The 21,566-nt window shown below is 49.3% G+C and carries 22 protein-coding genes and 2 rRNA genes; 10 read left to right on the top strand and 14 right to left on the bottom strand.

Annotated features, from left to right (window positions below):
* Nucleotide 1: 1 nt before the first annotated feature.
* Genes MCON_RS01540 through MCON_RS01530 form a run of 3 tightly spaced genes read left to right on the top strand, consistent with a single transcriptional unit; the run spans nucleotide 2 to nucleotide 3,556 of the window.
* Nucleotides 2-1,774, top strand: coding sequence for a radical SAM protein (locus MCON_RS01540; protein ID WP_013718290.1), 1,773 nt, complete (start codon nucleotides 2-4; stop codon nucleotides 1,772-1,774).
* Nucleotides 1,767-2,786, top strand: coding sequence for a FecCD family ABC transporter permease (locus MCON_RS01535; protein ID WP_013718289.1), 1,020 nt, complete (start codon nucleotides 1,767-1,769; stop codon nucleotides 2,784-2,786). Before MCON_RS01540 ends, MCON_RS01535 begins: the two co-directional genes overlap by 8 nt.
* The gene (locus tag MCON_RS01530; protein ID WP_013718288.1) at nucleotides 2,777-3,556 is read left to right on the top strand and encodes an ABC transporter ATP-binding protein; all 780 of its coding nucleotides are present in this window, start codon (nucleotides 2,777-2,779) and stop codon (nucleotides 3,554-3,556) included. The genes MCON_RS01535 and MCON_RS01530 overlap by 10 nt, the downstream gene beginning before the upstream one ends.
* A 326-nt stretch (nucleotides 3,557-3,882) precedes the next feature.
* Here MCON_RS01530 and MCON_RS01525 read toward each other — a convergent pair whose 3' ends face one another.
* From MCON_RS01525 to MCON_RS01505, 5 genes are all read right to left on the bottom strand, one after another.
* Nucleotides 3,883-4,374 (bottom strand): shikimate kinase, encoded by a 492-nt coding sequence (locus MCON_RS01525; protein WP_013718287.1) that lies wholly within the window; start codon nucleotides 4,372-4,374, stop codon nucleotides 3,883-3,885.
* Between the two features lie 27 nt (nucleotides 4,375-4,401).
* Nucleotides 4,402-4,929 carry a hypothetical protein gene (locus tag MCON_RS01520; protein ID WP_013718286.1) on the bottom strand — a complete coding sequence of 176 codons (528 nt, stop codon included), beginning with the start codon at nucleotides 4,927-4,929 and terminating at the stop codon, nucleotides 4,402-4,404.
* A 442-nt stretch (nucleotides 4,930-5,371) separates the two neighbouring features.
* Nucleotides 5,372-7,096 carry a sirohydrochlorin chelatase gene (locus tag MCON_RS01515; protein WP_162144983.1) on the bottom strand — a complete coding sequence of 575 codons (1,725 nt, stop codon included), beginning with the start codon at nucleotides 7,094-7,096 and terminating at the stop codon, nucleotides 5,372-5,374.
* 38 nt (nucleotides 7,097-7,134) lie between these two features.
* Nucleotides 7,135-7,812: a ZinT/AdcA family metal-binding protein gene (locus MCON_RS01510; RefSeq protein ID WP_013718284.1), complete on the bottom strand. Its 678-nt coding sequence runs from the start codon at nucleotides 7,810-7,812 to the stop codon at nucleotides 7,135-7,137.
* 113 nt (nucleotides 7,813-7,925) lie between these two features.
* Entirely contained in the window at nucleotides 7,926-9,050 is a 1,125-nt protein-coding gene (locus tag MCON_RS01505; RefSeq protein ID WP_013718283.1) for an IS256-like element ISMco4 family transposase, read from the bottom strand.
* A gap of 306 nt (nucleotides 9,051-9,356) precedes the next feature.
* Here MCON_RS01505 and MCON_RS01500 point away from each other — a divergent pair, with 306 nt between their 5' ends.
* On the top strand, nucleotides 9,357-10,310 hold the full coding sequence (locus MCON_RS01500) for a cache domain-containing protein (protein ID WP_013718282.1): 954 nt from the start codon (nucleotides 9,357-9,359) through the stop codon (nucleotides 10,308-10,310).
* Between the two features lie 122 nt (nucleotides 10,311-10,432).
* Here the strand turns inward: MCON_RS01500 and MCON_RS01495 are convergent, their stop codons facing one another.
* The 6 genes from MCON_RS01495 to MCON_RS01475 form a co-directional block, all read right to left on the bottom strand.
* Nucleotides 10,433-10,963, bottom strand: a complete 531-nt coding sequence (locus MCON_RS01495; protein WP_013718281.1) for a metal-dependent transcriptional regulator — start codon at nucleotides 10,961-10,963, stop codon at nucleotides 10,433-10,435.
* Between the two features lie 108 nt (nucleotides 10,964-11,071).
* Entirely contained in the window at nucleotides 11,072-11,362 is a 291-nt protein-coding gene (locus MCON_RS01490; RefSeq protein WP_013718280.1) for a hypothetical protein, read from the bottom strand.
* A gap of 167 nt (nucleotides 11,363-11,529) precedes the next feature.
* A complete protein-coding gene (feoB, locus tag MCON_RS16530) occupies nucleotides 11,530-12,834 on the bottom strand; it encodes a ferrous iron transport protein B (RefSeq protein WP_202795816.1) in 1,305 nt (434 codons plus the stop codon).
* Entirely contained in the window at nucleotides 12,831-13,565 is a 735-nt protein-coding gene (locus tag MCON_RS16525) for a FeoB small GTPase domain-containing protein (RefSeq protein WP_202795815.1), read from the bottom strand. Before MCON_RS16525 ends, feoB begins: the two co-directional genes overlap by 4 nt.
* Nucleotides 13,562-13,825, bottom strand: a complete 264-nt coding sequence (locus MCON_RS01480; protein WP_013718279.1) for a FeoA family protein — start codon at nucleotides 13,823-13,825, stop codon at nucleotides 13,562-13,564. The genes MCON_RS16525 and MCON_RS01480 overlap by 4 nt, the downstream gene beginning before the upstream one ends.
* A gap of 1 nt (nucleotide 13,826) precedes the next feature.
* Nucleotides 13,827-14,063, bottom strand: a complete 237-nt coding sequence (locus MCON_RS01475) for a FeoA family protein (protein WP_048131660.1) — start codon at nucleotides 14,061-14,063, stop codon at nucleotides 13,827-13,829.
* 162 nt (nucleotides 14,064-14,225) lie between these two features.
* Here MCON_RS01475 and MCON_RS15025 point away from each other — a divergent pair, with 162 nt between their 5' ends.
* Nucleotides 14,226-14,783, top strand: a complete 558-nt coding sequence (locus MCON_RS15025; RefSeq protein ID WP_052297507.1) for a hypothetical protein — start codon at nucleotides 14,226-14,228, stop codon at nucleotides 14,781-14,783.
* 98 nt (nucleotides 14,784-14,881) lie between these two features.
* On the opposite strand, the gene MCON_RS01465 is transcribed toward MCON_RS15025, so the two are convergent.
* On the bottom strand, nucleotides 14,882-15,772 hold the full coding sequence (locus tag MCON_RS01465) for a cache domain-containing protein (protein WP_013718276.1): 891 nt from the start codon (nucleotides 15,770-15,772) through the stop codon (nucleotides 14,882-14,884).
* A gap of 249 nt (nucleotides 15,773-16,021) precedes the next feature.
* Between MCON_RS01465 and MCON_RS01460 the strand changes: the two genes are divergently transcribed.
* The 5 genes from MCON_RS01460 (at nucleotide 16,022) to MCON_RS01445 (ending at nucleotide 17,929) form a co-directional block, all read left to right on the top strand.
* Nucleotides 16,022-16,573 carry a plasmid pRiA4b ORF-3 family protein gene (locus tag MCON_RS01460; RefSeq protein WP_157863617.1) on the top strand — a complete coding sequence of 184 codons (552 nt, stop codon included), beginning with the start codon at nucleotides 16,022-16,024 and terminating at the stop codon, nucleotides 16,571-16,573.
* 55 nt (nucleotides 16,574-16,628) lie between these two features.
* Nucleotides 16,629-16,835: a type II toxin-antitoxin system HicB family antitoxin gene (locus MCON_RS01455; RefSeq protein ID WP_013718274.1), complete on the top strand. Its 207-nt coding sequence runs from the start codon at nucleotides 16,629-16,631 to the stop codon at nucleotides 16,833-16,835.
* A 50-nt stretch (nucleotides 16,836-16,885) separates the two neighbouring features.
* Nucleotides 16,886-17,053, top strand: a complete 168-nt coding sequence (locus MCON_RS17035) for a type II toxin-antitoxin system HicA family toxin (RefSeq protein WP_232844362.1) — start codon at nucleotides 16,886-16,888, stop codon at nucleotides 17,051-17,053.
* A gap of 422 nt (nucleotides 17,054-17,475) precedes the next feature.
* Entirely contained in the window at nucleotides 17,476-17,709 is a 234-nt protein-coding gene (locus tag MCON_RS01450; RefSeq protein WP_013718273.1) for a type II toxin-antitoxin system HicB family antitoxin, read from the top strand.
* Complete coding sequence (locus tag MCON_RS01445; protein WP_013718272.1) at nucleotides 17,702-17,929, top strand: type II toxin-antitoxin system HicA family toxin; 228 nt, start codon at nucleotides 17,702-17,704, stop codon at nucleotides 17,927-17,929. The genes MCON_RS01450 and MCON_RS01445 overlap by 8 nt, the downstream gene beginning before the upstream one ends.
* A 428-nt stretch (nucleotides 17,930-18,357) precedes the next feature.
* Here MCON_RS01445 and rrf read toward each other — a convergent pair.
* Together rrf and MCON_RS01435 are read right to left on the bottom strand one after the other, a co-directional pair.
* Nucleotides 18,358-18,479 (bottom strand): 5S ribosomal RNA (gene rrf, locus MCON_RS01440).
* A gap of 121 nt (nucleotides 18,480-18,600) precedes the next feature.
* Nucleotides 18,601-21,503, bottom strand: a 23S ribosomal RNA gene (locus MCON_RS01435).
* Nucleotides 21,504-21,566: the final 63 nt, after the last annotated feature.

The following is a 21,566-nucleotide window of genomic DNA, read 5'->3' as shown; positions in this document are numbered from 1 at the left end:
AATGCAGTGCAAAGTATGCGAGATCGGTTGTGAGATCAACGAGCATAGCAGAGGTAGATGCGGGACTTATGTGAAGAAAGGCGGCAGCATAATTCAATCTCCTGAAATTGGCTACATGGGTGGCTATCCCATTTCTGTGGAAACCATACCAATGCTGCATTTTCATCCCTCGGCAAAGTTCCTGCAGGTTTTCAGTACCGGCTGCAATTTTGAATGCCAGGGATGTGTGGCAAGATTGCTGGCATCCAACCGGTCTTTTGGCTGGCCAACGCTCAGCCCAACCCAGGTAGTCGCAAAAGCACTGGAGCAGGAATGCCAGGGCGTGGTTTCGACACTTAATGAACCGGCTGCCAACTATTACATTTTCAGGGAGCTTGCAGTTCAGGCAAAGGAGAATAGCCTGCTTGTTGGCTGCTCTACAAATTGCTATTTCACTGAAGAGACGCTTGAAGAGCTTGGAGGTCTGATAGATTTCGTGAACGTGGGGGTCAAAGGATATTCCAATAGTATTTACAGGACATGTGGTGCTAAATCCTCGACTCCTGTTTTTAGGAATATTGCCGGGCTTCTTGAAATGGGCGTACACGTAGAGACGTCGGTAGTGTATTCCAGGAGAAATGAAGCCGATGTCTTGCAGGCTGCAAGAACACTATCTAAGGTCTCCTCTGAGATCCCCTTACAGCTGATGAGATTCATTCCATTCGGGGATACACCTCTTGAACAGGAACCCTCCATAGGGGATGCTGAAAGATTGTGCAGGGCAATACGCGAGCACATGGATCACGTATATCTGTTCAATTCTCCGGGCACGGAATTATTGCATACCTACTGTCCGCAATGTGGGAGCCTGCTTGCAGAAAGGGAGTTTCACGGCCCCATGGGATGCAGGCTTCTGAAGCCCTGGACGGACTATGCCTGCCGCTGTGGGCATAATGTCCAGGTAAAGGGAACTGCTGCCAGTGAAAATTTCAGTGAGGCCGGATTCATGGGTGGTTACAGGATAAGCCGGGCTTTTGGTATGGTACATGCAGCGCTCATATGCATGGGAATATTTGACGAAGGGAAACTGCTTGAGGTCTGGCGGGAGGTCTCTGACGCTGAAACGCTTATGAAAATGCATCGCCTGATACAACAGCCATGCTCATATCTCGAGTTTATCAGGCTGATCGCCAAAAAGGCAGGTGCAGAGCATCAGGGAGAGGAACTTTCATCCTTTATCGGCAAGCGCATGGAATCAGTTCTAAGCCTTGCGGCAGAGAACAGCGATCATTCAGTCTATTACTGTATGGGCTCACCCCTTTTTGCCCTGAATGCAGGAAGAATGGAGAACAACCTTGTGACCTTTGCTGGAGGAAAGAGCATTAATAAAGTGCTTCAGAGGGAAGGAAAACCCGGTGTGAATGTATCCCCTGCATTTATAAATGAACATAATCCCCAAACCATATTTATTTCCGGTTTTCTCTCTCGTCCGCTCGATGAGTTCTATGGCCTGTGCAGGTATTATGGCATAGAAGCGGATGCGGTAAAAGAGCAGAGGGTCTATGTGATACCACCAATCTGGGATTTCGGCAGTCCTCGCTGGATATTAGGTCTTCTCTATATTGCGGACAAAATCCATCCCGGAAAGCTTGGGATTGACATTAAAAAGGAGGCAGATGAATTCTACAGGCGTTTTTATGGCATGTCCTTTGAGGATGCCAGCCCTAACAGGTCTTTCCACAGGCCATCGTCCAGTGGGTGGCCAGGGCATATGATGGAGTGCACTCATGCCTGATAGCAGGCACCATGGCACCACTGTCATGTATTTATTGCCTTTCTTGATGCTCATAGTTTCTCTCTTTATGGGAAGATACCAGGTACCTGTATCGGTTTTAATAGATGACATCATGAATACTATCACTGCTTTATTTTTTGGCACTGCTATTCCAGCATCAACTCATCACACAGTATTGTTCAGCGTGAGATTGCCGAGGATCCTCGCAGCCATGCTCGTAGGCTGCGCTCTTTCTGTAGCTGGTGTCTCATTTCAGGGTGTGTTTCGCAATCCATTGGTATCGCCTTATATACTGGGTGTGGGTTCAGGCGCAGGTTTTGGTGCATGCCTGGGGATACTATTATTCGACAACCACATCATGATTCAGCTGCTGGCTTTTATTTTCGGACTTCTGGCAATGTTCGCTGCTATCAGCATGGATAAAGCTAGCAAGGGAACCGGAACTCTGGTGCTTGTTCTATCCGGAATAATTGTGAGTTCTATTTTCACTGCCCTCATATCACTGGCAAAATATGCCGCAGATCCTTATGACGAACTTCCTGAGATAGTTTTCTGGCTTATGGGAAGCCTCTCCAGCATAAGGTACAGCGATCTGATCTGGATAACTGTACCCATGTTCATTGGAATGCTTGTATTGTTCCTTCTCAGATGGCGCATCAATATCCTCTCACTGGGCGACGAGGAAGCCAGATCCCTGGGAGTAAATGTGGACAAAATGCGCTTGATAATCATTATCTGTGCAACCCTTGTGACCTCGGCGGCAGTCAGTATTAGCGGGGTCATTGGTTGGGTGGGACTGGTGGTGCCCCATATTTCAAGGATGATAGTGGGCCCCAATTACAACCGCCTGCTGCCCATGAGCATGGTATGCGGCGCATCTTTCATGTTGCTTGTAGACGATCTGGCAAGAACTGTTAGTGTAACGGAAATACCCCTGGGCATAATAACCTCTCTAGTAGGTGCTCCCATATTTGCATATCTTATAAAGAGGGGGCGCATGGGATGGAACTGATCCTGGAGGTTGATTCTCTCAGCTACTCCTACGGAAAGGAAAATGTGTTCGAAAACGTGTCCTTTTCCCTGAGAAGTGGCGAGGTCATGTGCATCCTCGGCCCTAACGGATCAGGAAAATCCACACTCATCAAATGCATTGCAGGCATCTTCAAGCCTGCTACAGGTTCGGTCCATATCATGGGAGAGAATACAGCATCCCTGGGGGCAGGAAAAATCGCGCGGCGCATAGGATACGTGCCTCAGCAAAATGAAGTGGTTTTTCCCTTTACGGTTCTGGATTTTGTGGTAATGGGCCGTACACCCCACATTTCCATATTCGCATCTCCGGGCGCAAAGGACATGAAAATTGCCAGAGAATCGCTTGAAATGGTTGGCATTGGAGACCTTGCAGAAAGAACGCTTGGCAGTCTCAGCGGCGGGCAGCGCCAGATGGTTCTGATAGCCCGTGCCCTTGCCCAGGAACCAACTTTGCTTTTGCTGGATGAGCCAACGGCACACCTTGATTTTGGAAATCAGGTGCTTGTGCTGGAAGCAGTGCAGAAACTGGCATCTTCGGGAATATCAATTGTCATGAACACCCACATGCCTGATCATGCTTTCTTAGTTGGCAGCAGGGCCGCTGCATTATGCAATAGAAGACTTCTTGCGGTAGACGAAGTTGCAGCAGTTGTGAACAGTGAGATAATGTCCTCCGTATATGGGGTAAATGTGGCGGTAAGGGAAATAGAGGATATAAAAAGGAAAGTATGTGTTGCAATGCTGAAATGATCCTGGGCGCTCTTGCAGTCTTTGCCGCTGGATTCACCATCTTTCAAAGACCGATCAATACTGAGATCATTCGATGTTGCGTTCCTGGTGGCGGTGCTGGGTGAGGTGCCGGATAGAAGCGCTTGCCTGGGGTAGCTTCGCCGGGTGCTGTGCCCGGAGGGGCTCTTGTCCATCACCGAGTTCAAGCTGGGCGATCCCGATTTCATTCCCAGGCCGGTGATGATAAGGTCTGCAGAAGATGCCGGTTTTCGCTGCTGTGCGACACACGGCAATTTCCTGAGTATCCGCCAGATGATCCAATTCCCCGGGGGCGGATGTCTACGGGATCATATACAAAGGAGGACCTGCCCTACAACCGTCTCGAAATCCAGGCCGGCACAATCAATTGTGATGTCGGCATACTGTTCGTACAGGGAGACACGCTGGTCATACATCATGCGGAGGCTCTGGCCGGCAAAAAGAACAATCCCACGGCCCGAGATATTGCCAAGCCTCTTTTCTATCTCTTCGAAAGGCACCTTGAGGTAAACTACAGTACCAGCCGATATTAAATGCTCCATTGCCCGGGGGCTCATAACCACACTGCCGCCCGTGGCAATAACCGAATTCCTGCAACTGAGGGAGAGAACTGCCTCTTCTTCGGCTTTCAGGAATCCGGCTGGCCCATCCCTGTCGATTATCGCCTGCAGGCGCAGCCCGGTCCGCTCCTGGATCACGAGGTCTGCGTCGACAAAGTTCATCCCAAGGGCTTTTGCAAGAATAACCCCGACCGTGCTCTTGCCTGCACCTGGCATTCCGATAAGGACAATATTTCTCATGTTTCCATCACCATGACCAGATTAATTCTAAGAGGTCGATTGGATTGGGATCGAATGAGTCTCGCACTGGGAGTACATCTCACTGCCAGGACGATAGCAATCCGCCCTGTAGATCGCAAAATTCTCTCCACTTCTATCAATGAGCGAATCGTACTCGGCCGGCAGAAGGGGAATAACGGTGCTGCTTCTTATAATCACCCTCTCCTGGGCTATGCGAAGCATGTCCTCCAAAAACCTCTTGATCCCTGATCGAGCATCCCCACGCTGGCGAAATGGCCTTAAAGGTGGATTAAAGGTGACCACATAGCGAAAGCTCTTGGAGGGATAATCAAGCCGACTGATATCGGCGAGACTGGCAGGTATTCCCATCTCCTCCAGACAGCGGACGAATCCGGGACAATTGTCATGTCCATGGACATCATTGCAAATGCAGCCCAGGGAAAACGGCCCACTTGCTATGTCCAGGATGCTGCCTTCAAGATCTATGCCCATCTGCTCCAGGTAATTTTTAAATCTCAGTTCAGCTGCCCATCTGCAGCCGGAAAAAACCTTCATGATATAATACACCTCTATAAAGTTAGACTGTCGTATTCAGTGCCTTGAGGCTTCGCCGATTGTGAAACTTCCATGGCAAAGTCCAAAGGACAGAAGGAGCATTTATGAGGAGGAAACCGATGGCCAACGTTCCATCCGTCCTTATGGGCTCTGATGTACCGATATACTCTGTTAGGCGGCAATAACTTGATCCCTAATAATGATAGGATTTTCTGAAAATACAAAAAAAACGCAATTATTGACTCTTAAATGCTTGTGGTCCTATGATTTTAAATGCCAAATGGACAATTCGCGGCTATTATGTCGCCATCTGATCCAATCGCAAGTCGCATGTCAGGTGTTCGCCCCGGCCTCTCGGCGATGGTCGAGGCGATTACCTGCAGGAGTTTTGGCCAATCCGTTCAGTTGAGGTACAAGAGGCCTCAAGCCTCCTTTGAGGTTTTTAAGCCCTCACCTCCTCTGCGACCTTGTACTCGATCCATCGGGCGATGTTTGGATGAGGATCGAGGTTCTCAGAATAGCCATAGAACCCTTTTCCATTGTGGGTATAGTTGAGTCCTTCCAGGCGTTCGGCGATCAGATCATCGACGTATTTCGTTCCCATGCTGTTGACGGTGACGACGATCACAGCTTCGCCCTGGGCCTTCTCCACAGCCTCTCTTATGTTCGGGCTGCCCTGATACTCCATAAAGCCGAACCCAACATCCTTGAACTCTGAGCTTGCCTTTATCCTCTCAACCAGGGACTTGGCCAAAAGCTCGCTCTCCTCGAAGTAGGTTGAGCTGCCCCAAGGAGCCAAAATCAGCGTTTCGTTGGTTGCATCAATGCTGACTTCTCTCGCCCGGTCCAGGATCAGATCGGCAATTAAAAGATGATCGTCGATCGGCCCCTTCACCTCAGCACAAATTCCTTCATACAGCGGTGCAGTGATGAGAATCTTCGTCTGGTTGATGCTTTGCATAGCGGAATAGACCTCATCTCGAGCTTCCTCGTGGTCGACGGTGTTTCCGGTGAACAGCGTAACGGCAATTATTCTCCTGGCCCCCTGATCGAGCAGCCTGGCAATTCCTCCGGGAATGGTCTCTTCTTCAGCGGCGTTCTCTGCAAAGGCCACTGCAACTGGCATGCTTGATAACATCTGATTCACCTGACCAGCCAGCTCTCTCACTGCCTCAGCCCTCTTCGGATCGCTGGATCCGTGATCGATGATCAAGACGCCTCCCATGCCCTCGCCTATCTCACACCTGACCCGGTTCTCAATCCACCTGGCGAGATTGGGATGAGATGCCAGAGTCGCTCTATCGTAACGACAGCTATAACCTTCGAGAAGCTTTGGAATCTGGCTATCGGTTATAGATCCTCCAGCGACCATCAAGGGAAGAACTATCACGCCCCCATTCCCGTCCTCTGAGGAGCCTCCAGCCTTGGAAGCGTTTCGCATCACCGATTCCACCGTCAAATCAGGGTATAAGGTTTGGTTGCCGTGAATGAACGCATACTTCACATCTCTGAGCTTGATAGAGGGGCTCGCCCAGTAGCGCAGGTAAGACTTGACCTCCTCTGCAAGCCAGTTCTGGCAGCAGACCTGAGATCGGATGTCTCCTTCCTCGTCAGTTCCATGTGAAAGAATCACCACCGTCTCATTGGACGGATCACTGCTCATCTGGGAAACCCAGTCCGCCAGAATGTAGGCCACCAGAGAATGATCATCTAGCGCGCGGGTCATGGTGATATTGGCAGTGGTGTTCACCCGAGCCAGATCTTCGCCTGAGGGGAGAGTCTCTCTAAGCCTCAGCACATACTCGATCTCCTGAATATGGCTGCTGTATGAAGACACGAATAGAGGAATTGCAATAATATCCCTGATCCCTTGTGATTCAAGCCTTTCAACTGCATCGTCGATGCTCTCATTAGGAACAAATTCCAGAAATCCCAGCTCCACCGGATAGGGTAAAGATACGTTTGCTACGACCTGACGAACCTGCTGACACCATAAATCCTCATCGCTCCCGTGCGCCACCACCAGCACCCCCAGCTCACCTCCTGACTTTTCAAATGCAGAAACCGCCTTGTCCATAGCCTCATTTGCACCTTCGCCTTCTGCCAAGGCTGGCCAGGTTATTGACAGGACGATGACGAGAACTATGGCAATCAGTCTGATGCTCATTGTCTTCATATACCAATACTCCATTAAAAATAATAAAATTAGTTCGAAACGCTCTTCTCGCCCAGAGAATTCGCAGTATTGGCTGCCGCCTCGTAGACCGGATCCATGAGAGGATCATCCAGCAGCTGCTCCGTGTTAACCCACCTTCCGCTCCATTTTTCAAGAGAGAGAGTGTTGTTGGAGGCTTGTTTGGCTGCGACGGCAAATGCCCCGATCATCTGAGCCTCGGCACTGTAGGCGTTTGAGACCATTTCGGAATTGGTCCCGTTGGCAGCCATGGTTGGATACCACATCCCGTAAGCAGGATTTTCCATCAAGATATCAAAGCACAGCTTGCCGTATCTCATATGCCAGTGAGTAAGCCCGGCCTCATCGTGAACCGCGGTCGCTATCACGTGTTTGTATTCCAAGCAGCCTTCTTTGTCCGATCGCAAATTGAACATATGCCACTCTACCGGATATCCCTGAAAGTCTATGGTCTTGGATCCCACGTAATCGTATTCGCCCTTGCATTTGACAGAGCCTTCCGGGCTATAGAATGTGATGTTGTTTCCTGATATCTCAATATCCCCGAAGTCTGTCTTTTGCATGGCGTGGAAGAAATTGCTGATATCGTCGACGGTGAAATTGCTGCTTTCATCAGCTGCCGCGGCAGGAGCTATGATCATCACCAAAGCTGCCATGGCGATGACAATTGAGCCATTCAATGCATTCATTTTCAATACCTCTATTTTAAACCAGATGCAACTGCATCCGCAAGATGTAACTCTAATAGGTAGCGTGCCATATCTGCTGTAATTTCACAGTGGCCCTGTATCCTGATTCCACTCTACTCTTCCAATGATAAATACCTTTTACCTGTTATCCAATCCTCGTTAATGTCCATCATGATGCAAACCGCCACCCTCAGAAGCGACTGATCATTTGAATAGGCTCCAGCCACACGACTTCTTCGTTTCAGCTCCTTGTTGATTCTCTCCAGGACGTTAGTTGTTCGGATCCTTTTCCAGTGCGATCTGGGAAACGATTTATAGTTCCAAAGGTCAAATCGGAAGCTATCAATCGTATCCGCCGACTTTTTGAATCCTTTATCATCAAGAATGACAGCCAGCTCCTGCATCTTGAACTCATCTTCAATAGCATCCTTCAGCATGTAGGCGACCTCCTTTTTCTCTTTCTTAGGTATGTTCTTGAGCACAGCACGCATAAAGTGAACATTACACATTTGCCAAGATGCTCCAAGAAATGACTTCTGGACGGCTGCTTGTATCCCTTTATGCGCATCAGATATCACCAATTTGACTCCTTTAAGTCCTCGAGCCTTCAAGCTTTCAAAACAGTTTTCCCAACAGGATTCATCTTCGCTATCATCCACCGTGGCACTGAGGATCTCGCGATATCCATCATCATGAATGGCAACGACAACGAGCAATGCCTTATTTACGTATCTGCCATCTGTTCGGACCTTGAAGTAGCTTGCATCCACGAATATGTAGGGGATTGATCCTTCGATGGGCCTGTTCAAGAAATCTTTGACCAATTTATCCAGCTTTTTAGCAATTCTTGAGACTTCAGATGCAGATATGTTCTTTAATCCAAACTTCGAGAATACTTTCTCGACTTTTCTGGTTGATACTCCCTCAAAATAAGATTCTGCTACAGCAACTCTTAATGAGTCTTCCACACGAGAAAATCTCTCGAATACTGCGGTTTCGAATGGGAATTCTCGGATTTGAGGTTTATCAAGCTCTATCTCGCCGTAGATGGTCTTTAGTTTTCGCGATCTCGTTCCGTTGCGGTGTGCTCGTCTCTTGCCAGTCCGTTCATAGGGACGGGCCTGGATTTGATTTTCAGCCTCAAGCTGCATTACCTCATTCAGAAAACCCGCGGTCAGCTTCTTCATGCCCTCTTTTCGATCGATAAGATAATCATCTGCTATGTCGGATATATTCATGGCTCTGTGTCCCTCCCAAAGTTTCGACGACTTGGGGATACAGGGCCAATTATAATATCTCATGAAGAAATAACTTGCTGTTATCTCGTGAAGAGCAAGTCAGTTCTTGTTACTGATATTTCTGCAAATTTTACAGCAAAAATGATACGCTACCCTCTAATATTAGGCATATTTCCAATTAACCCAAATTAAATTAGAAAATACAGCATGATCCTAACATATCAGGAATTCTAGCTTATGAATTGAAGTTTGAAAAATCTAAATCCACCGAAACGATTAAATGAATCTATGCATTCTGCAGCAACTATGAGACTAATAGCTCTTTGGGCAATGCTTTTCGTTTTCACAGCCATTGTACTCAGCGCATCAGCTGCAGAAGACAAAACCAGCAAGTCTATGAATAATAGTTCATCAATTTCAGAACTTGTCGATTTCGTAAAGGAAGCTCGTGATTATGCACGTGAAGAGGATAGAGAGAGTGCATGTCAGCAATTCAGCAATAAGACTGGCGAGTTCGTGCGAGGGGATCTGTACATTTATGCGTACGATTTTCAGGGGATAAATGTCGCTCATCCCTTCCGCCCTGATTTTATAGGCGAAGACAAGATCAATTTGACTGATCCGAATGGAGTGGCCTTGATAAAAGACCTGGCTGACTGCTCCCGCAGAGGCGAGGACTCTACTTATTTCATATTTCCTAATCCGGATCATGGCTCCGAAGATGAGCTGAAGATCGGCTATGCGGCCAAGGTTGATGAAAACTGGTGGGTGGGCTCTGGCGTCTATTTATCAGATCTTCCGGTCTTCTTTCCACTAGAGTCAAGAGAGAATCTGGTACCCTTCGTGGATGAAGCGGCAAAATACGCAGAGGAGAACGGAAGAGATGCGGCTCTGCAGGCATTCAATGACAGGAACAGCTCATTCGTTCGAGGGAACCTCTACATCTTTGCCTACGACTTCAATGGCACAGTGCTGTCGCTGCCCTATCAGCCTGAGCTTTTAGGATCAGACCGCTTGGATGCAAAAGACGAAAATGGCGTGCGATTCGTACAAAATAGCATTGATCAGGCAAAGAGAGGGAGAGGCTATCTGTATTACCTCTATGCCAATCCCAGCAAGAATATGGAGGAAGAACTCAAGCTGGGCTATGTCAGGAGCGTTGACAATAACTGGTGGCTTGGTGCAGGAATCTACGCATCGGAATCAAATGCCACAAATGCCACAAGCAAAACATATCTGGGTGAGATCGGCCGCAATTAGATCGATGAATCAACAAGAAAATAGCGTGCTGCCTCCTTTCTGCATAATTGGGGTCGCACGCTCCATAAGCTTTTGTGACCATTTATTTCTAACCCAAAAAGCGCTTTTTCATTCAGCTATAATCAATCATTGCTCCCGCAGTGATCTGCTTTCCTTCGCATTTCTGCTCCCATTTGAGCTGCCATGGTCTGACTAAGCCTCGCATCCTTGATGCAGGGATGCTTTCCCAATTCGCAGAAAATGGCGAAGTGATCCAGCCATTGGGGATGATCGGGAGCGGTCTCGATGAAGCTCACAAGGCTCTTTATCTGCTCCACGGTCTTGGTGTGGAGCTCATGCTCGATCACGCAGGCATCCTCGTCCGCAACCTGTTCAGGGACGCCGATGAACTTCAGGAATGCAAATATCGTGTCATGACGGTCCTTGATGATGCGTCCGATCTCCTCGCCTTCTGCGGTAAGATATAGTCCTTCGTTCTTCTTGTAGATGAGATATCCCCGATCGTTCAGCTTTTTGACCATCTCTACGACCGAAGGTGGCTTGGTTCCCAGCTCCTTGCAGATATCCCTGATCCTGACATGCCCCTTCTCCTGGGATATGACGTAGACAGCCTCAAGGTAGTCCTCCGCCTTTCTGGATAAATCGCTTTTCATATCTACTCTAGGTAAATTTGATCGACGTTAATATCAATATTCCTGCAATTTCAATCTTTGCGGCCTCGCACCGTTCACTAGCCGTATCGCTTATCAGGCCGCATTTATTTACCAGGCCATTCCTCTGGTCATCTTCCTCATCATCGGCACCAAAGGCAGCGCTACGATCAGGAGGACAGTGGCTGGAGAGATCTCGGACAGCAGCGCGAAATCCTCCACCTCTCCCAGGAGGTACATTAGCCAGTCTGCTCCCGTCATAAGCAGATAGAGCCCACCCACGGCTCCTGAGAGGAAAAGTCCTCCCATGAGAAAGGACAGCCCTTCTCTTCGGCCTGCAACGAGGCTCTTTGCTCCCATCAGATATGTCGCCGATATCACCAGAAGAACCGCAATGCTCAAAATTCCTCCTGGGAACGATTCCCGGCCTCCAATCGTTTCTGCAAGGGCTTGTGCTCCGTATCCGACTCCCAACACAAGGGCGTATATGCCCAGCAATCTTCCTGTTCTAACGCTAAATTCTTTCATATTTTGTTTCCATAATCGCCATTTATCGGCCTTAAGCGGCTCTAGCTCAATCCCAATAGCCTTCCCGCACCGATGATCATACCTGCGATGATGAAGGCAAGCGCTGTTTGGTATACAAGTGCAAAGGCAGGCCATCGAATCGAGTTCGTCTCCTTCGCAATCGTCCCGATAACTGCAACGCATGGCACGTATATCAGTACAAAGGCCATGAATGCGAAGCCTGTTAGCGGCGTGAAGACCCCCTGGCTCACCAGCGCATCTCCCAGGCTGGCCTCCTCGGCTCCAAGCAAAATGCCGTAGGTACCGACTACCACCTCTTTAGCGACAAGGCCGAACAGGAGCGCTACGGCGGCCATCCAGTCCCACCCGAAGGGCTGAAACAGCGGCTCAATTGCATGTCCTATCCAGGCGATGTAGGATTCAGCTATCACCTGGCCGCCGGATGTCGCCTCCCAGGGATGAACAGATAGGAACCAAACAAGGATGGCAGCTCCAAATATGATCGTTCCCGCCTTTTTCAGGAACATTTTGCCCCGTGACCACATATGGAGGATGGCAGTACGCGCTTTCGGCACGGCATATGTGGGCAGCTCCAAGACGAAGGGCGAAGGCTCTCCCTTGAAGAGGGTCCTTCTAAATATCAGGGCCATTGCAACCGCTAGCATGATTCCCAGAGCATATACGGCAAAAACGGCTGTTCCAGCATAAGCCGCACCGTAAAGCGCTCCGGCTATCAGCACGTACACAGGAAGCCTGGCGCTGCAGCTGATGAGTGGGGAGATCAGCATTGTGATCATCCTATCCTTTTCGTTATCCATGCTGCGGGCGGCCATGATTGCCGGGACGTTGCAGCCAAAGCCGATCATCAGCGGTATGAACGAACGACCGTGCAGGCCCAGGTGATACATGAACCGGTCCATCACGAAAGCGGCTCGCGCCATATATCCGCTGTCCTCCAGAATCGAGAGCGCCAGAAAGAGGCCGAAGATCGGCGGAATGAAGACCAGCACCGATCCCAGGCCGCCGATTATGCCCAAGGAGACAAAGGATGCCAGATGGGGATTGGATATGATCTGATCCGACCAGGCCCCGAGCATTTCAAAGATCTTCTCGATAATGACCACAAACGGCTCTGAAACGGCAAATGCGAACTGGAACATCGTCCAGAGCATTGTCAGGAATATCGGTACGCCCAGATACTTATTCAAGAATACCTGGTCCAGCATATCCGATAAAGTAAATATTTCTTCGCTGCCCTTCTTAACAGTAGAGTCCATTATCGATGCTATCCTCTCGTATCTCCTTTGCGCAAGGGCAGAGCTCAGGTTTTCAGCGTATTCGCTCATTTTATTGCCGCCTCTCCGGCTTTGATTATGCATAGAATCTTCGCCAGCTGGGACGATGATAGATCGGCTCTCGTCTGTTCCATGACCCTCTCATCTCCCTCTAGCATCTTTATGGCCAGCCATCTCTTTGGATATTTCCCATTGAGCGCTGTGCACTCTTTGATTACCTCCTCAACTTTGTTTATTAGCTGCTCGATATCGTCTCCGTAATTTATTGCAGATTTGGGACCTTCCGCCCTTTTCTGCCCTGCGACATCGACTATCGAATCCTTCAGCTCTTTCAGGCCCTCGCCGGTGATTGCAGCCGTCGGAACTACCGGGCAGCCCAACAGCCGGGAGAGCTTCTCCACATCTATCCTCGTATCTCTGGCTGCTACCATATCCCATCTGTTCAAAGCAATGACCAGGTTGGCATCCATTTCAAGCAAGAGCATTGTGAGGTAAAGGTTCCTCTCCAGGTTGCTTCCGTCCACTATATCAACGATGACATCCGGTCTCTCTATAACGATGTAGTCCCTGGCCACAAGCTCGTCAACGGCATGAGCGGTGAGGCTGTAGGTGCCTGGCAGGTCCACCAACTCGATCTGCTGTCCCTTATGAACCAGCCGTCCTGCCTTCTTCTCAACCGTTACGCCGGGAAAGTTGCCCACATTCTGGGATAGCCCAGTCAGGCGATTGAAAATCTCAGTCTTTCCGACATTGGGATTGCCGATAAGTGCTGCTCGAATCATGGATCATCAACCCCTTTAACAAGTATCTTCATGGCTATGCCCCGCCCAAGGGCAATTCTTGAATCCTTCACCATCACAAGCATGGCACCCGGCGGGCAGGACTTTAGGACTAAAACTCTGGCAGGAGGGGCGAAGCCCATATCCTCGAGATGTCTCACAGCTCCGTGCCCGCCCCGAATTTCAAGCACAGTTCCTGCTCTGCCCTCCGGGAGGAAGGCCAGAGGCAGACTGCCTCCAGATATCGATCCCGTGCTGATCAAGTCAGTCCACCACCAAAGTTATGTTCACGGCTTCCCTCTTTCGAAGAGCGAGGCTGTAGCCCTTGAGGAGAATCTCCACGGGATCGCCTGAAGGAGCGAGCCTTACCACCTCCAGCTCTGCGCCCTTTACAAGCCCCATCTCCATCATCCTGCAGCGGAGAGCACCGCTTGAAGACACGACTGCAACCCTTCCTCTCTCGCCTGGCATCATCTCATTTAGCCTTTTTAATTTTGACATTATGCAGCTTTCACCTCTCAGACCTTAGTATCAATATGAGATCTGTTGATATCATTAGGGCCATAAATCAGTGATCCGAAAAGACTTAGGAAATGGCCGAAAAACCTAATGGATGAAGGAAAATAGGTTTCAGTATATGGGCTGCCCCATCCTCAATGTCAAATGGCTGATGTAGAGCTGATGCAATTGATAAAGGAGAAAGCTTTAAGAATGGCGGAAAATTTTGTTCCGCGGCAATTGGATAACTTTGAGCCGCTATTAATATATAGAACGGTGGTTTATGATAAAAAAAGTGGTGCAATGAGATCAATGCAAAGGATTTGGCTAATCTTTCTGATCATCCTAATTACGGGAATATGCACAGCTCAAGTTCCAGACCTCGTGGGCAACTGGACTGGATCGGCGACGGCATATTTTGTTGGTGATGGTGCATATGATCTGGTGGAAGATGATAGGGTCACTCTTATCGTCGTTGAGCAGACAGACCGCCTCATCACAGGAAACATAACCTATATGCACGAAGGAGAAGAGATTGTGGAGGCCTTCGCAGGAGCAATTGGTGCAGATAATAAAACGTTTTATATCGCCGAGAGCAAGGGATATGGCTTTGGAACTATCATCTCCGACGATGAAATCGAGATGTCGTATCTCGAGCAGGGAAAACCAGCGATAGCTTCCATTGATAAATTCCATAGAATAAAAGCATCGTCTGCCCACTAAAAATCCTTTTTCCGCAGTAGCAAGAAGTGAAGGGCTGGTTTGGATATTATTATGCACCAGCCCGATATCTGAGCCACACTGATTCAGTCCAGCAAGGTCTATTGGAGATCAAGCGTTAGAATAATTCTCATCTGCATACCATTGTTAGGAATGGTCGTCCAGTAGCAGCCTTTCCTTATCGTTTCTCCATGAGATTGGTCTAAGAATTCGTATGTTCCATAACCCGTTCTCTCCACGCTTATCCTATTCGAGAGCTCTAAAAGCTGTGGAAAATTCTGATATATTTGAGAGCTTTTATTGAGCAATATCTGAGACGGATCTGTGTCGTACAATTTCGTTGCATCATCTGCTCTGGCTATCCATATCTTGGAGTTTCCGCCAGGCTGGAAGGGAGAAAGAACGTTATCAAAAAACTGGCTGTTGTTAAACAGAAAGCTGACGGTCCCAATGAGAGTTCCATTCCGGTCAAAAACAGGCATCTCCGAGTCGATTGCATATACGCCCTCAACTGCCTTTATGAGATGGAATCCTGAATAGAGCCCAGTATCAATAGTATTATTTATATGCTCCTGGTTCTTCAAATTCTCTCCCTTCACGCTTTCAAATGATGATGGCTCCACCTCCCGTACTGTGCCGGTAGGATCGATTGTAACACAATCAATTGCAGAAGAGTCGGCCAGCATGAGTCTTGATAGGATTTCTCTAGCATCAGGCCCATCGATTCCTGTATCTGAAAGGGCTATGCTGGCATCCATAAGTGCTGTCTCAATTTTGGTGAAATTCGCGTTGACAGCATCCGATGCACAGACTAGCCTCCATAAAGCCTCTCCGCTTGTATTCTGGGGCGAAAAAGCAATATCGTCCAAAGCTCCTTGTTCAAGAGCTGCAACTTCCTGTTTGAGAGGATCAGCATCCTGGCCAGCGATAATGCCTGTTGAGAGGAGCAATCCCAAGACCAGTATGACGGCGCCAAGCTCTTTATAGATCATAAAAACTCACCCAATCATTAATAATATCTATGCTATTTGTAAGTGTCCGTGAACTACTATGTTCTAGTGGATAAGAACTTCCTGCTTCGTCCTTCGCAGAGTGACCTTCAGTCAAGTGTATCCAGCGCTCATCAGGCAACCGAATGGGTATGAAATTCCTATCCGCAGATCAATAATGATATCTATAGAGAACCCCAATCAGGGATTATGGTAAAAAAAACTAAGGGCTCTTCAGGTCTTTCAGAGCCTATGGCAATTTATCAACTCAAGGTGACCCTTGATAGAATAAGGCCGCCGATCTGGAGAAGGATTCAGGTTCGGGGGGATATATCGTTGTTCAAGCTACACAAGATCCTGCAGGAGGTCATGGGCTGGTATGACTGCCATCTGCACCAGTTCTTGATAGATGGTGAGAGCTACAGCATCATCTCCAGGGAAGCTGATATGCTTGGCGATGATTTCAAGGACGAGAAAAAGTTCAGGCTGGATAGAATCATACCCGGGGAGAAGTTCAAGTTCGTTTATGAATATGACTTTGGAGATAGCTGGAGTCACACGATCTTGGTGGAGAAGATCTTCAAGCCTGAAGAGGAACTGGAGCATCCTGTCTGCTTGAAGGGAAAGCGTTCTGCACCTCCCGAGGATTGTGGTGGAGAAAGTGGATACTACCATCTCCTGAAGACCCTCAGAGATAGAAGCCATCCAGAGCATAAGGATATGTTGATGTGGGTGGGAGGGAAATTTGATCCCGAGTATTTTGATGCTGATATGGTTAACGAGCGGCTGAAGAAGATCAGGTGAATATGGCAGCTATCAGAACATAGGTAAATATATGGTGAAGGGGAGATAAAGAACCATGCGACAAGTGATCATCTATCCAGGCGAAGATGGCTGCTGGGTAGCGGAAGTTCCTAGCCTTCCCGGATGCATCAGCCAGGGAAGAACCAAAGAGGAGGCCCTTAATAATACCAAAGAGGCAATTCAAGCATACATAGATGCATTAAAAGAGGATGGGATTGCCGTCCCAGAGGAACGCTTCGATGCACTTTTGGCAGTTGCATGAGCAAATTGCCCGTGGTTTCCGGTCAGGACTGTGTCAAAGCCCTTTAGAAGATCGGATTCTACTTCAAACGTCAGGAAGGAAGCCACATTGTCCTGAGACGAGATGATCCTTTCTCACAGGTCATTGTTCCTAATCACAGAGAGCTTGATCGAGGAACGCTGCGGGCGATCATCAGGCAGGCTGGTATGAGCGTTGATGAATTTTCGAAGTTATTATAATTATCTGGCATCTGATCTGAATAGTTTTCCAGGATTTCGCTGCGTATAGATTGACCAATGCTCTAAATCCTCTTAGCAACACCAAAACCAATTCGTTCCCAAGCGATATCCTTCAAGGGATACGGCAGGCTACCTGGATATAGGACAGCGATGATACGGGAGCCATGGTTCCGGTTTGGGATAATGTCTGTCCTATCCCGAGGGCTCGCGCCCCTGTGGGGTGGGATGCGATATGGTTGCATGGATTTATGATGGCAGTGATTGGGGAGCTCTAATTCAGCATGGAATAGGGACTATTGTATCCTCGGAGCTTGCACCCCTGCTATATCGAGATACTGATGATGGTCTTGCTGAAAACACTGGCCTGAGTGATCCCCAATAGCCGCAAGTTATATTTCATTTGTCAGTGATCTATATTAGATATGAGAACTCTCAGCTATCGGATCACTCTGCGCAAGGAACCTGAAGGCGGCTATACTGTTTTAGTCCCGGCACTTCCCGGGTGCATCACCTATGGAAAGACAGTGGAAGAGGCGATCGAGATGGCCAGGGATGCAATCAATGGCTATATTGAAAGCCTGATAGAAGACGGCGAGGCAATTCCTGTAGAAGAGGATCTCATCGAGTGCAGGCTGACAGTGGAGGCCCATGCCTAAGCTGCCATCTCTAACTCCTCAGAAAGTCATAGCGATTATTGAAAAGAAAGGTTTCGTACTGAAGAGAGTTACGGGGAGCCATTATATCTTTGCTCATCCGGAAACGAAGAGAAGGGTCACAGTTCCTTCCCATAGCGACCAGGATATAGCAAGAGGCACACTCATACAGATTTTGGAAGATGCAGGAATAAAAAGAGAAGAGCTTGAAGATCTGCTTTGACTATGAAATTCCTCCTTTGATCTTGTACGACTATAATGGACCACGTTTTGTATTCGTGATAGTAAGTAATCCGCAATCCCTAGTTGCAGATTGGGCAAATGTCTGTCACCTCTCGAGGGCTCGCGCCCCTTGGGGCGAAATGCTGCATGGTTGCCTGGGATTTGTGAAACCGAAATTGCTGGTCCTTCGATTCAATATAATAGCAATTCGGAGAGCCCTAAGCTCCAGTTGTGGTTAAAAAAGAAAGTTAGGTGAGCACGGCAGCTCTCCGTCCGGCCGCCTTTCCGGGCGCACAGCAGCCCGATCGACCGTGCAGTATCGATAAGATGGAAACCGTCATCCGTGCAGCGAGGATAAGTTGGGTTTAATGTGCAGTAATTCTGGAGCCCAAGCTCGGCTTGAAGCTCTAATAAAAAGATATTAGGTGAGCATGGCAGCGATCTACAGTTCCCGAGGGCTCGCGCACCTAAGTACAATGCAGAACGTGGACAGGCTTATCTTCTGAGTTCGGAATGGGTTCAGGAGTTTCCCTGTCGCTCTGGCCGCCATGCTCGATTCCAAGATCCGGAATCGAACCGGTATTTCTGCCACCCTAGACCTAAGTCCAGGGATCTTGGCTTATAAGCCGTGCATATCGTTGCTTTGCGACACAGATTTCGCCCGAGTTTAGCGGAGCGCTGCAGAGTTGTTAGTAGCTGCGAGCTGAACACCTCGTTGCCTTGGTGCGTACACACCAGCTCTATCAAACTCGTCTTTTACGAGTACTCTAAGCGGTCTCTTTTCAGGGGCGGTTTCGGGCTTAGATGCTTTCAGCCCTTATCCGCGAGCACGTAGCTGCTCGGCATGCCTTGCCAGACAACCGATAGACCAGAGGTGCCGTTGGTTTGTTCCTCTCGTACTAAAACCAACCTGCCCTCAGACCGCAATACACCCCTAACAGATAGTAACCGACCTGTCTCACGACGGTCTAAACCCAGCTCACGATCTCCTTTAATAGGCGAACAACCTCACCCTTGGCCGCTGCTGCACGGCCAGGATGGAAAGAACCGACATCGAGGTAGCAAGCCACCGGGTCGATATGTGCTCTTGCCGGTGACGACTCTGTTATCCCCGGGGTAGCTTTTCTGTCATCTAACGCTCTCACCAAGAGAGCTGAGAGGTTCGCTAAGCCCGACTTTCGTCTTATCACCTCTTGCTATGCGAGGTAACATCAGGCTGACTTATGCCTTTACACTCTTTGTTGGGTTTCCGACCCAACTGAGTCAACCTTAGGGCGCCCTTGATATCTTTTCAAGGGCGTGGCGCCCCACCCAAACTGCCCACCTACCGAGGTCCTCTTCTCAGAGTGAGGGCGGCGGCTCCGAAAGGGTAGTATTCCAAGGGCGACTCCACTCGGACTGGCGCCCGAGCTTCGACGTCTCCTACCTATGCTCTACAATCAGAACCACAGCCCAACGGCAGGCTGCAGTAAAGCTCCACGGGGTCTTCACTTCCCATTAGGGGTCTCCAGACTCTGCACTGGAATGTAAGGTTCACCGGGTACCAGCTAGGGACAGTGAGACTCTCATTGTTCCATTCATGCAAGCCGCCAATTAAGCGGCAAGGTACTACGCTACCTTAAGAGGGTCATAGTTACCCCCGCCGTTGACAGGCCCTTCCTCCCGTTGAACCGGGTTTTCAGGTACCTGCACTGGGCAGGATTCAGTGATTGTACTAGTCCTTACGGATTCGCAATCACCTATGTTGTTATTAGACAGTTAGAGTCCCCTCGTCACTGCGACCTGCTTTTTGCAAAGCAGGCACCACTTATCCCGAAGTTACGTGGCTAATTTGCCGAATTCCCTTAGCTAGCATATGCCGAAACGCCTTAGCCTTCTCAGCTTGGGGCACCAGTGTTGGATCTCGGTACGGACTTTCAACTCCCTTTTCACGGACTCCTGGAATTTGCCAACTTACGTCATCACGCTTTCTCCTGGTTCTCGCCATTACGGCTCTCCACAGGATTATACGATTGAACGCCCAGGCAAGGACGCTTGACATATCCGGAAGCGTCAGTTTTAATGTTGAAAGGTACAGGAATATTAACCTGTTTCCCATTTGGCGTACTCCGATTAAGGTACGTCTTAGGACCGACTGACCCTCGGCTGACGAACATTGCCGAGGAACCCTGGCCCTTACGGCGATCGGGATTCTCACCCGATTTTGCTGCTACTGCTACCAGGATTTTCGTCTCTACGCGGTCCACACCTGCTCACGCAGATGCTTCTGCCCACGCAGAGCGCCTCCCTACTAGATCACCTTGCGGTGCTCCGTGGTATCGGTAATCGGCTTAGCCCCGTCCATTTTCGGGGCCCTGAATCTCGACTGGTGAGCTGTTACGCACTCTTTAAAGGATAGCTGCTTCTAAGCTAACCTCCCAGTTGTTTATGACCCAGGACTCCCTTAAGTGTTGACACTTGGCCGATATTTGGGGACCTTAACCACGGTCAGGGTTGTCTCCCTCACGGACTAGAAGCTTACCCCCCAGCCCGGACTGCTGGTCGTCTACGACGACGGCGGTTTTGGAGTTTGACAAGAGAACAGACCCTTTCGAGTCCGGCTTCCCCAATCAGTGCTCTACTCCGCCGACTATCTCAGACCAGGTCATACTGCGATATGTTTCGGGAGGAACCAGCTATTTCCGACCTCGATTGGACTTTCACCCCTAGACGCGGGTCACGAGAGCGATTTGCATATCAACACCTCAAACGGTCCTCCACGCAGCTTTCGCCACGCTTCGACCTACCTACGCCTAGATCGCCCGGCTTCGGGTCGCATACGGACGACTGCACGCACTTGTATACGTCGCGCCTCTTCTCATGCGCGCTTGTCGCTTTCGCTACGGCTTCCTCTGTTAAAGAATTAGCCTCGCCGCCAATATGCACTCCCTGGTTCGTTCTTCAAAACGCATGTTAGAACGCTGGCAGTCTCTCTCGTACTGCGGCGTTGCCACCGTTTCCTTCGAAAGAAAGATCCTTTGGCGCCCTAACGCACTATCGCCAGCCAATTTCAGGCTCTTTGCACCTCCCTATTTGGGGTACTTTTCAGCTTTCGTTCACACTACTACTACGCTATCGGTCTCAAGTTGTATTTAGCCTTGGAGGTTGGTGACCCCCAAATTCCCGCGCGATTTCCGACGCACGGTACTCAAGTCATGGTCTCGGTATTGATCTGTTACGACTACGTGGCTCTCACACTCTATGGCAGGCCATTCCAGGCCACTTCGACTTCCAGATTAAAACGTTTAGACCAGCTTATAACACCACATCTCCCTTGCAGGATTCGGTTTAGGCTCTACCGCGTTCACTCGCCGTTACTGACGGTATCTCGGTTGATTTCTCTTCCTGTCCCTACTAAGATGTTTCAATCCGGGACGTTCCCGATCCTTGAGGATCAAGTCTTAGACTTAGGATTTCCCATTAGGACATCCTCGGTTCAATGGCTCCATGCGCCTCGCCGAGGCTTATCGCAGCTTGGCACGTCCTTCTTCAGCACTTGAGCCGAGCCATCCCCTGGCTGGCATAAGCAGCTTATGCCCCACTAAACTCAGTGAGCGTCTGGTCGCAAAGCTTGTGCACGGCTTCTTCGGACCGTAATC

It is taken from the genome of Methanothrix soehngenii GP6 (genome assembly GCF_000204415.1).
In the GTDB taxonomy this organism is placed as follows: domain Archaea; phylum Halobacteriota; class Methanosarcinia; order Methanotrichales; family Methanotrichaceae; genus Methanothrix; species Methanothrix soehngenii.
This window is presented reverse-complemented; position numbering and strand designations above follow the sequence as displayed.

Bases quoted from the DNA above. Each gene is read 5' to 3' on its own strand.
- MCON_RS01520 (WP_013718286.1), bottom strand. From the start codon at position 4,929: ATGAAGGTTTTTTCCGGCTGCAGATGGGCAGCTGAACTGAGATTTAAA.
- MCON_RS01510 (WP_013718284.1), bottom strand. From the start codon at position 7,812: ATGAATGCATTGAATGGCTCAATTGTCATCGCCATGGCAGCTTTGGTG.
- MCON_RS01500 (WP_013718282.1), top strand. From the start codon at position 9,357: ATGAGACTAATAGCTCTTTGGGCAATGCTTTTCGTTTTCACAGCCATT.
- MCON_RS01460 (WP_157863617.1), top strand. From the start codon at position 16,022: ATGGCAATTTATCAACTCAAGGTGACCCTTGATAGAATAAGGCCGCCG.
- MCON_RS16525 (WP_202795815.1), bottom strand. From the start codon at position 13,565: ATGATTCGAGCAGCACTTATCGGCAATCCCAATGTCGGAAAGACTGAG.
- MCON_RS01465 (WP_013718276.1), bottom strand. From the start codon at position 15,772: ATGATCTATAAAGAGCTTGGCGCCGTCATACTGGTCTTGGGATTGCTC.
- MCON_RS01505 (WP_013718283.1), bottom strand. From the start codon at position 9,050: ATGAATATATCCGACATAGCAGATGATTATCTTATCGATCGAAAAGAG.
- MCON_RS01445 (WP_013718272.1), top strand. From the start codon at position 17,702: ATGCCTAAGCTGCCATCTCTAACTCCTCAGAAAGTCATAGCGATTATT.
- MCON_RS01540 (WP_013718290.1), top strand. From the start codon at position 2: ATGCAGTGCAAAGTATGCGAGATCGGTTGTGAGATCAACGAGCATAGC.
- MCON_RS01525 (WP_013718287.1), bottom strand. From the start codon at position 4,374: ATGAGAAATATTGTCCTTATCGGAATGCCAGGTGCAGGCAAGAGCACG.
- MCON_RS01450 (WP_013718273.1), top strand. From the start codon at position 17,476: ATGAGAACTCTCAGCTATCGGATCACTCTGCGCAAGGAACCTGAAGGC.
- MCON_RS01535 (WP_013718289.1), top strand. From the start codon at position 1,767: ATGCCTGATAGCAGGCACCATGGCACCACTGTCATGTATTTATTGCCT.
- MCON_RS15025 (WP_052297507.1), top strand. From the start codon at position 14,226: ATGGCTGATGTAGAGCTGATGCAATTGATAAAGGAGAAAGCTTTAAGA.
- MCON_RS01495 (WP_013718281.1), bottom strand. From the start codon at position 10,963: ATGAAAAGCGATTTATCCAGAAAGGCGGAGGACTACCTTGAGGCTGTC.
- MCON_RS01455 (WP_013718274.1), top strand. From the start codon at position 16,629: ATGCGACAAGTGATCATCTATCCAGGCGAAGATGGCTGCTGGGTAGCG.
- MCON_RS01515 (WP_162144983.1), bottom strand. From the start codon at position 7,096: ATGAGCATCAGACTGATTGCCATAGTTCTCGTCATCGTCCTGTCAATA.
- MCON_RS01530 (WP_013718288.1), top strand. From the start codon at position 2,777: ATGGAACTGATCCTGGAGGTTGATTCTCTCAGCTACTCCTACGGAAAG.
- MCON_RS01475 (WP_048131660.1), bottom strand. From the start codon at position 14,063: ATGTCAAAATTAAAAAGGCTAAATGAGATGATGCCAGGCGAGAGAGGA.
- feoB (WP_202795816.1), bottom strand. From the start codon at position 12,834: ATGAGCGAATACGCTGAAAACCTGAGCTCTGCCCTTGCGCAAAGGAGA.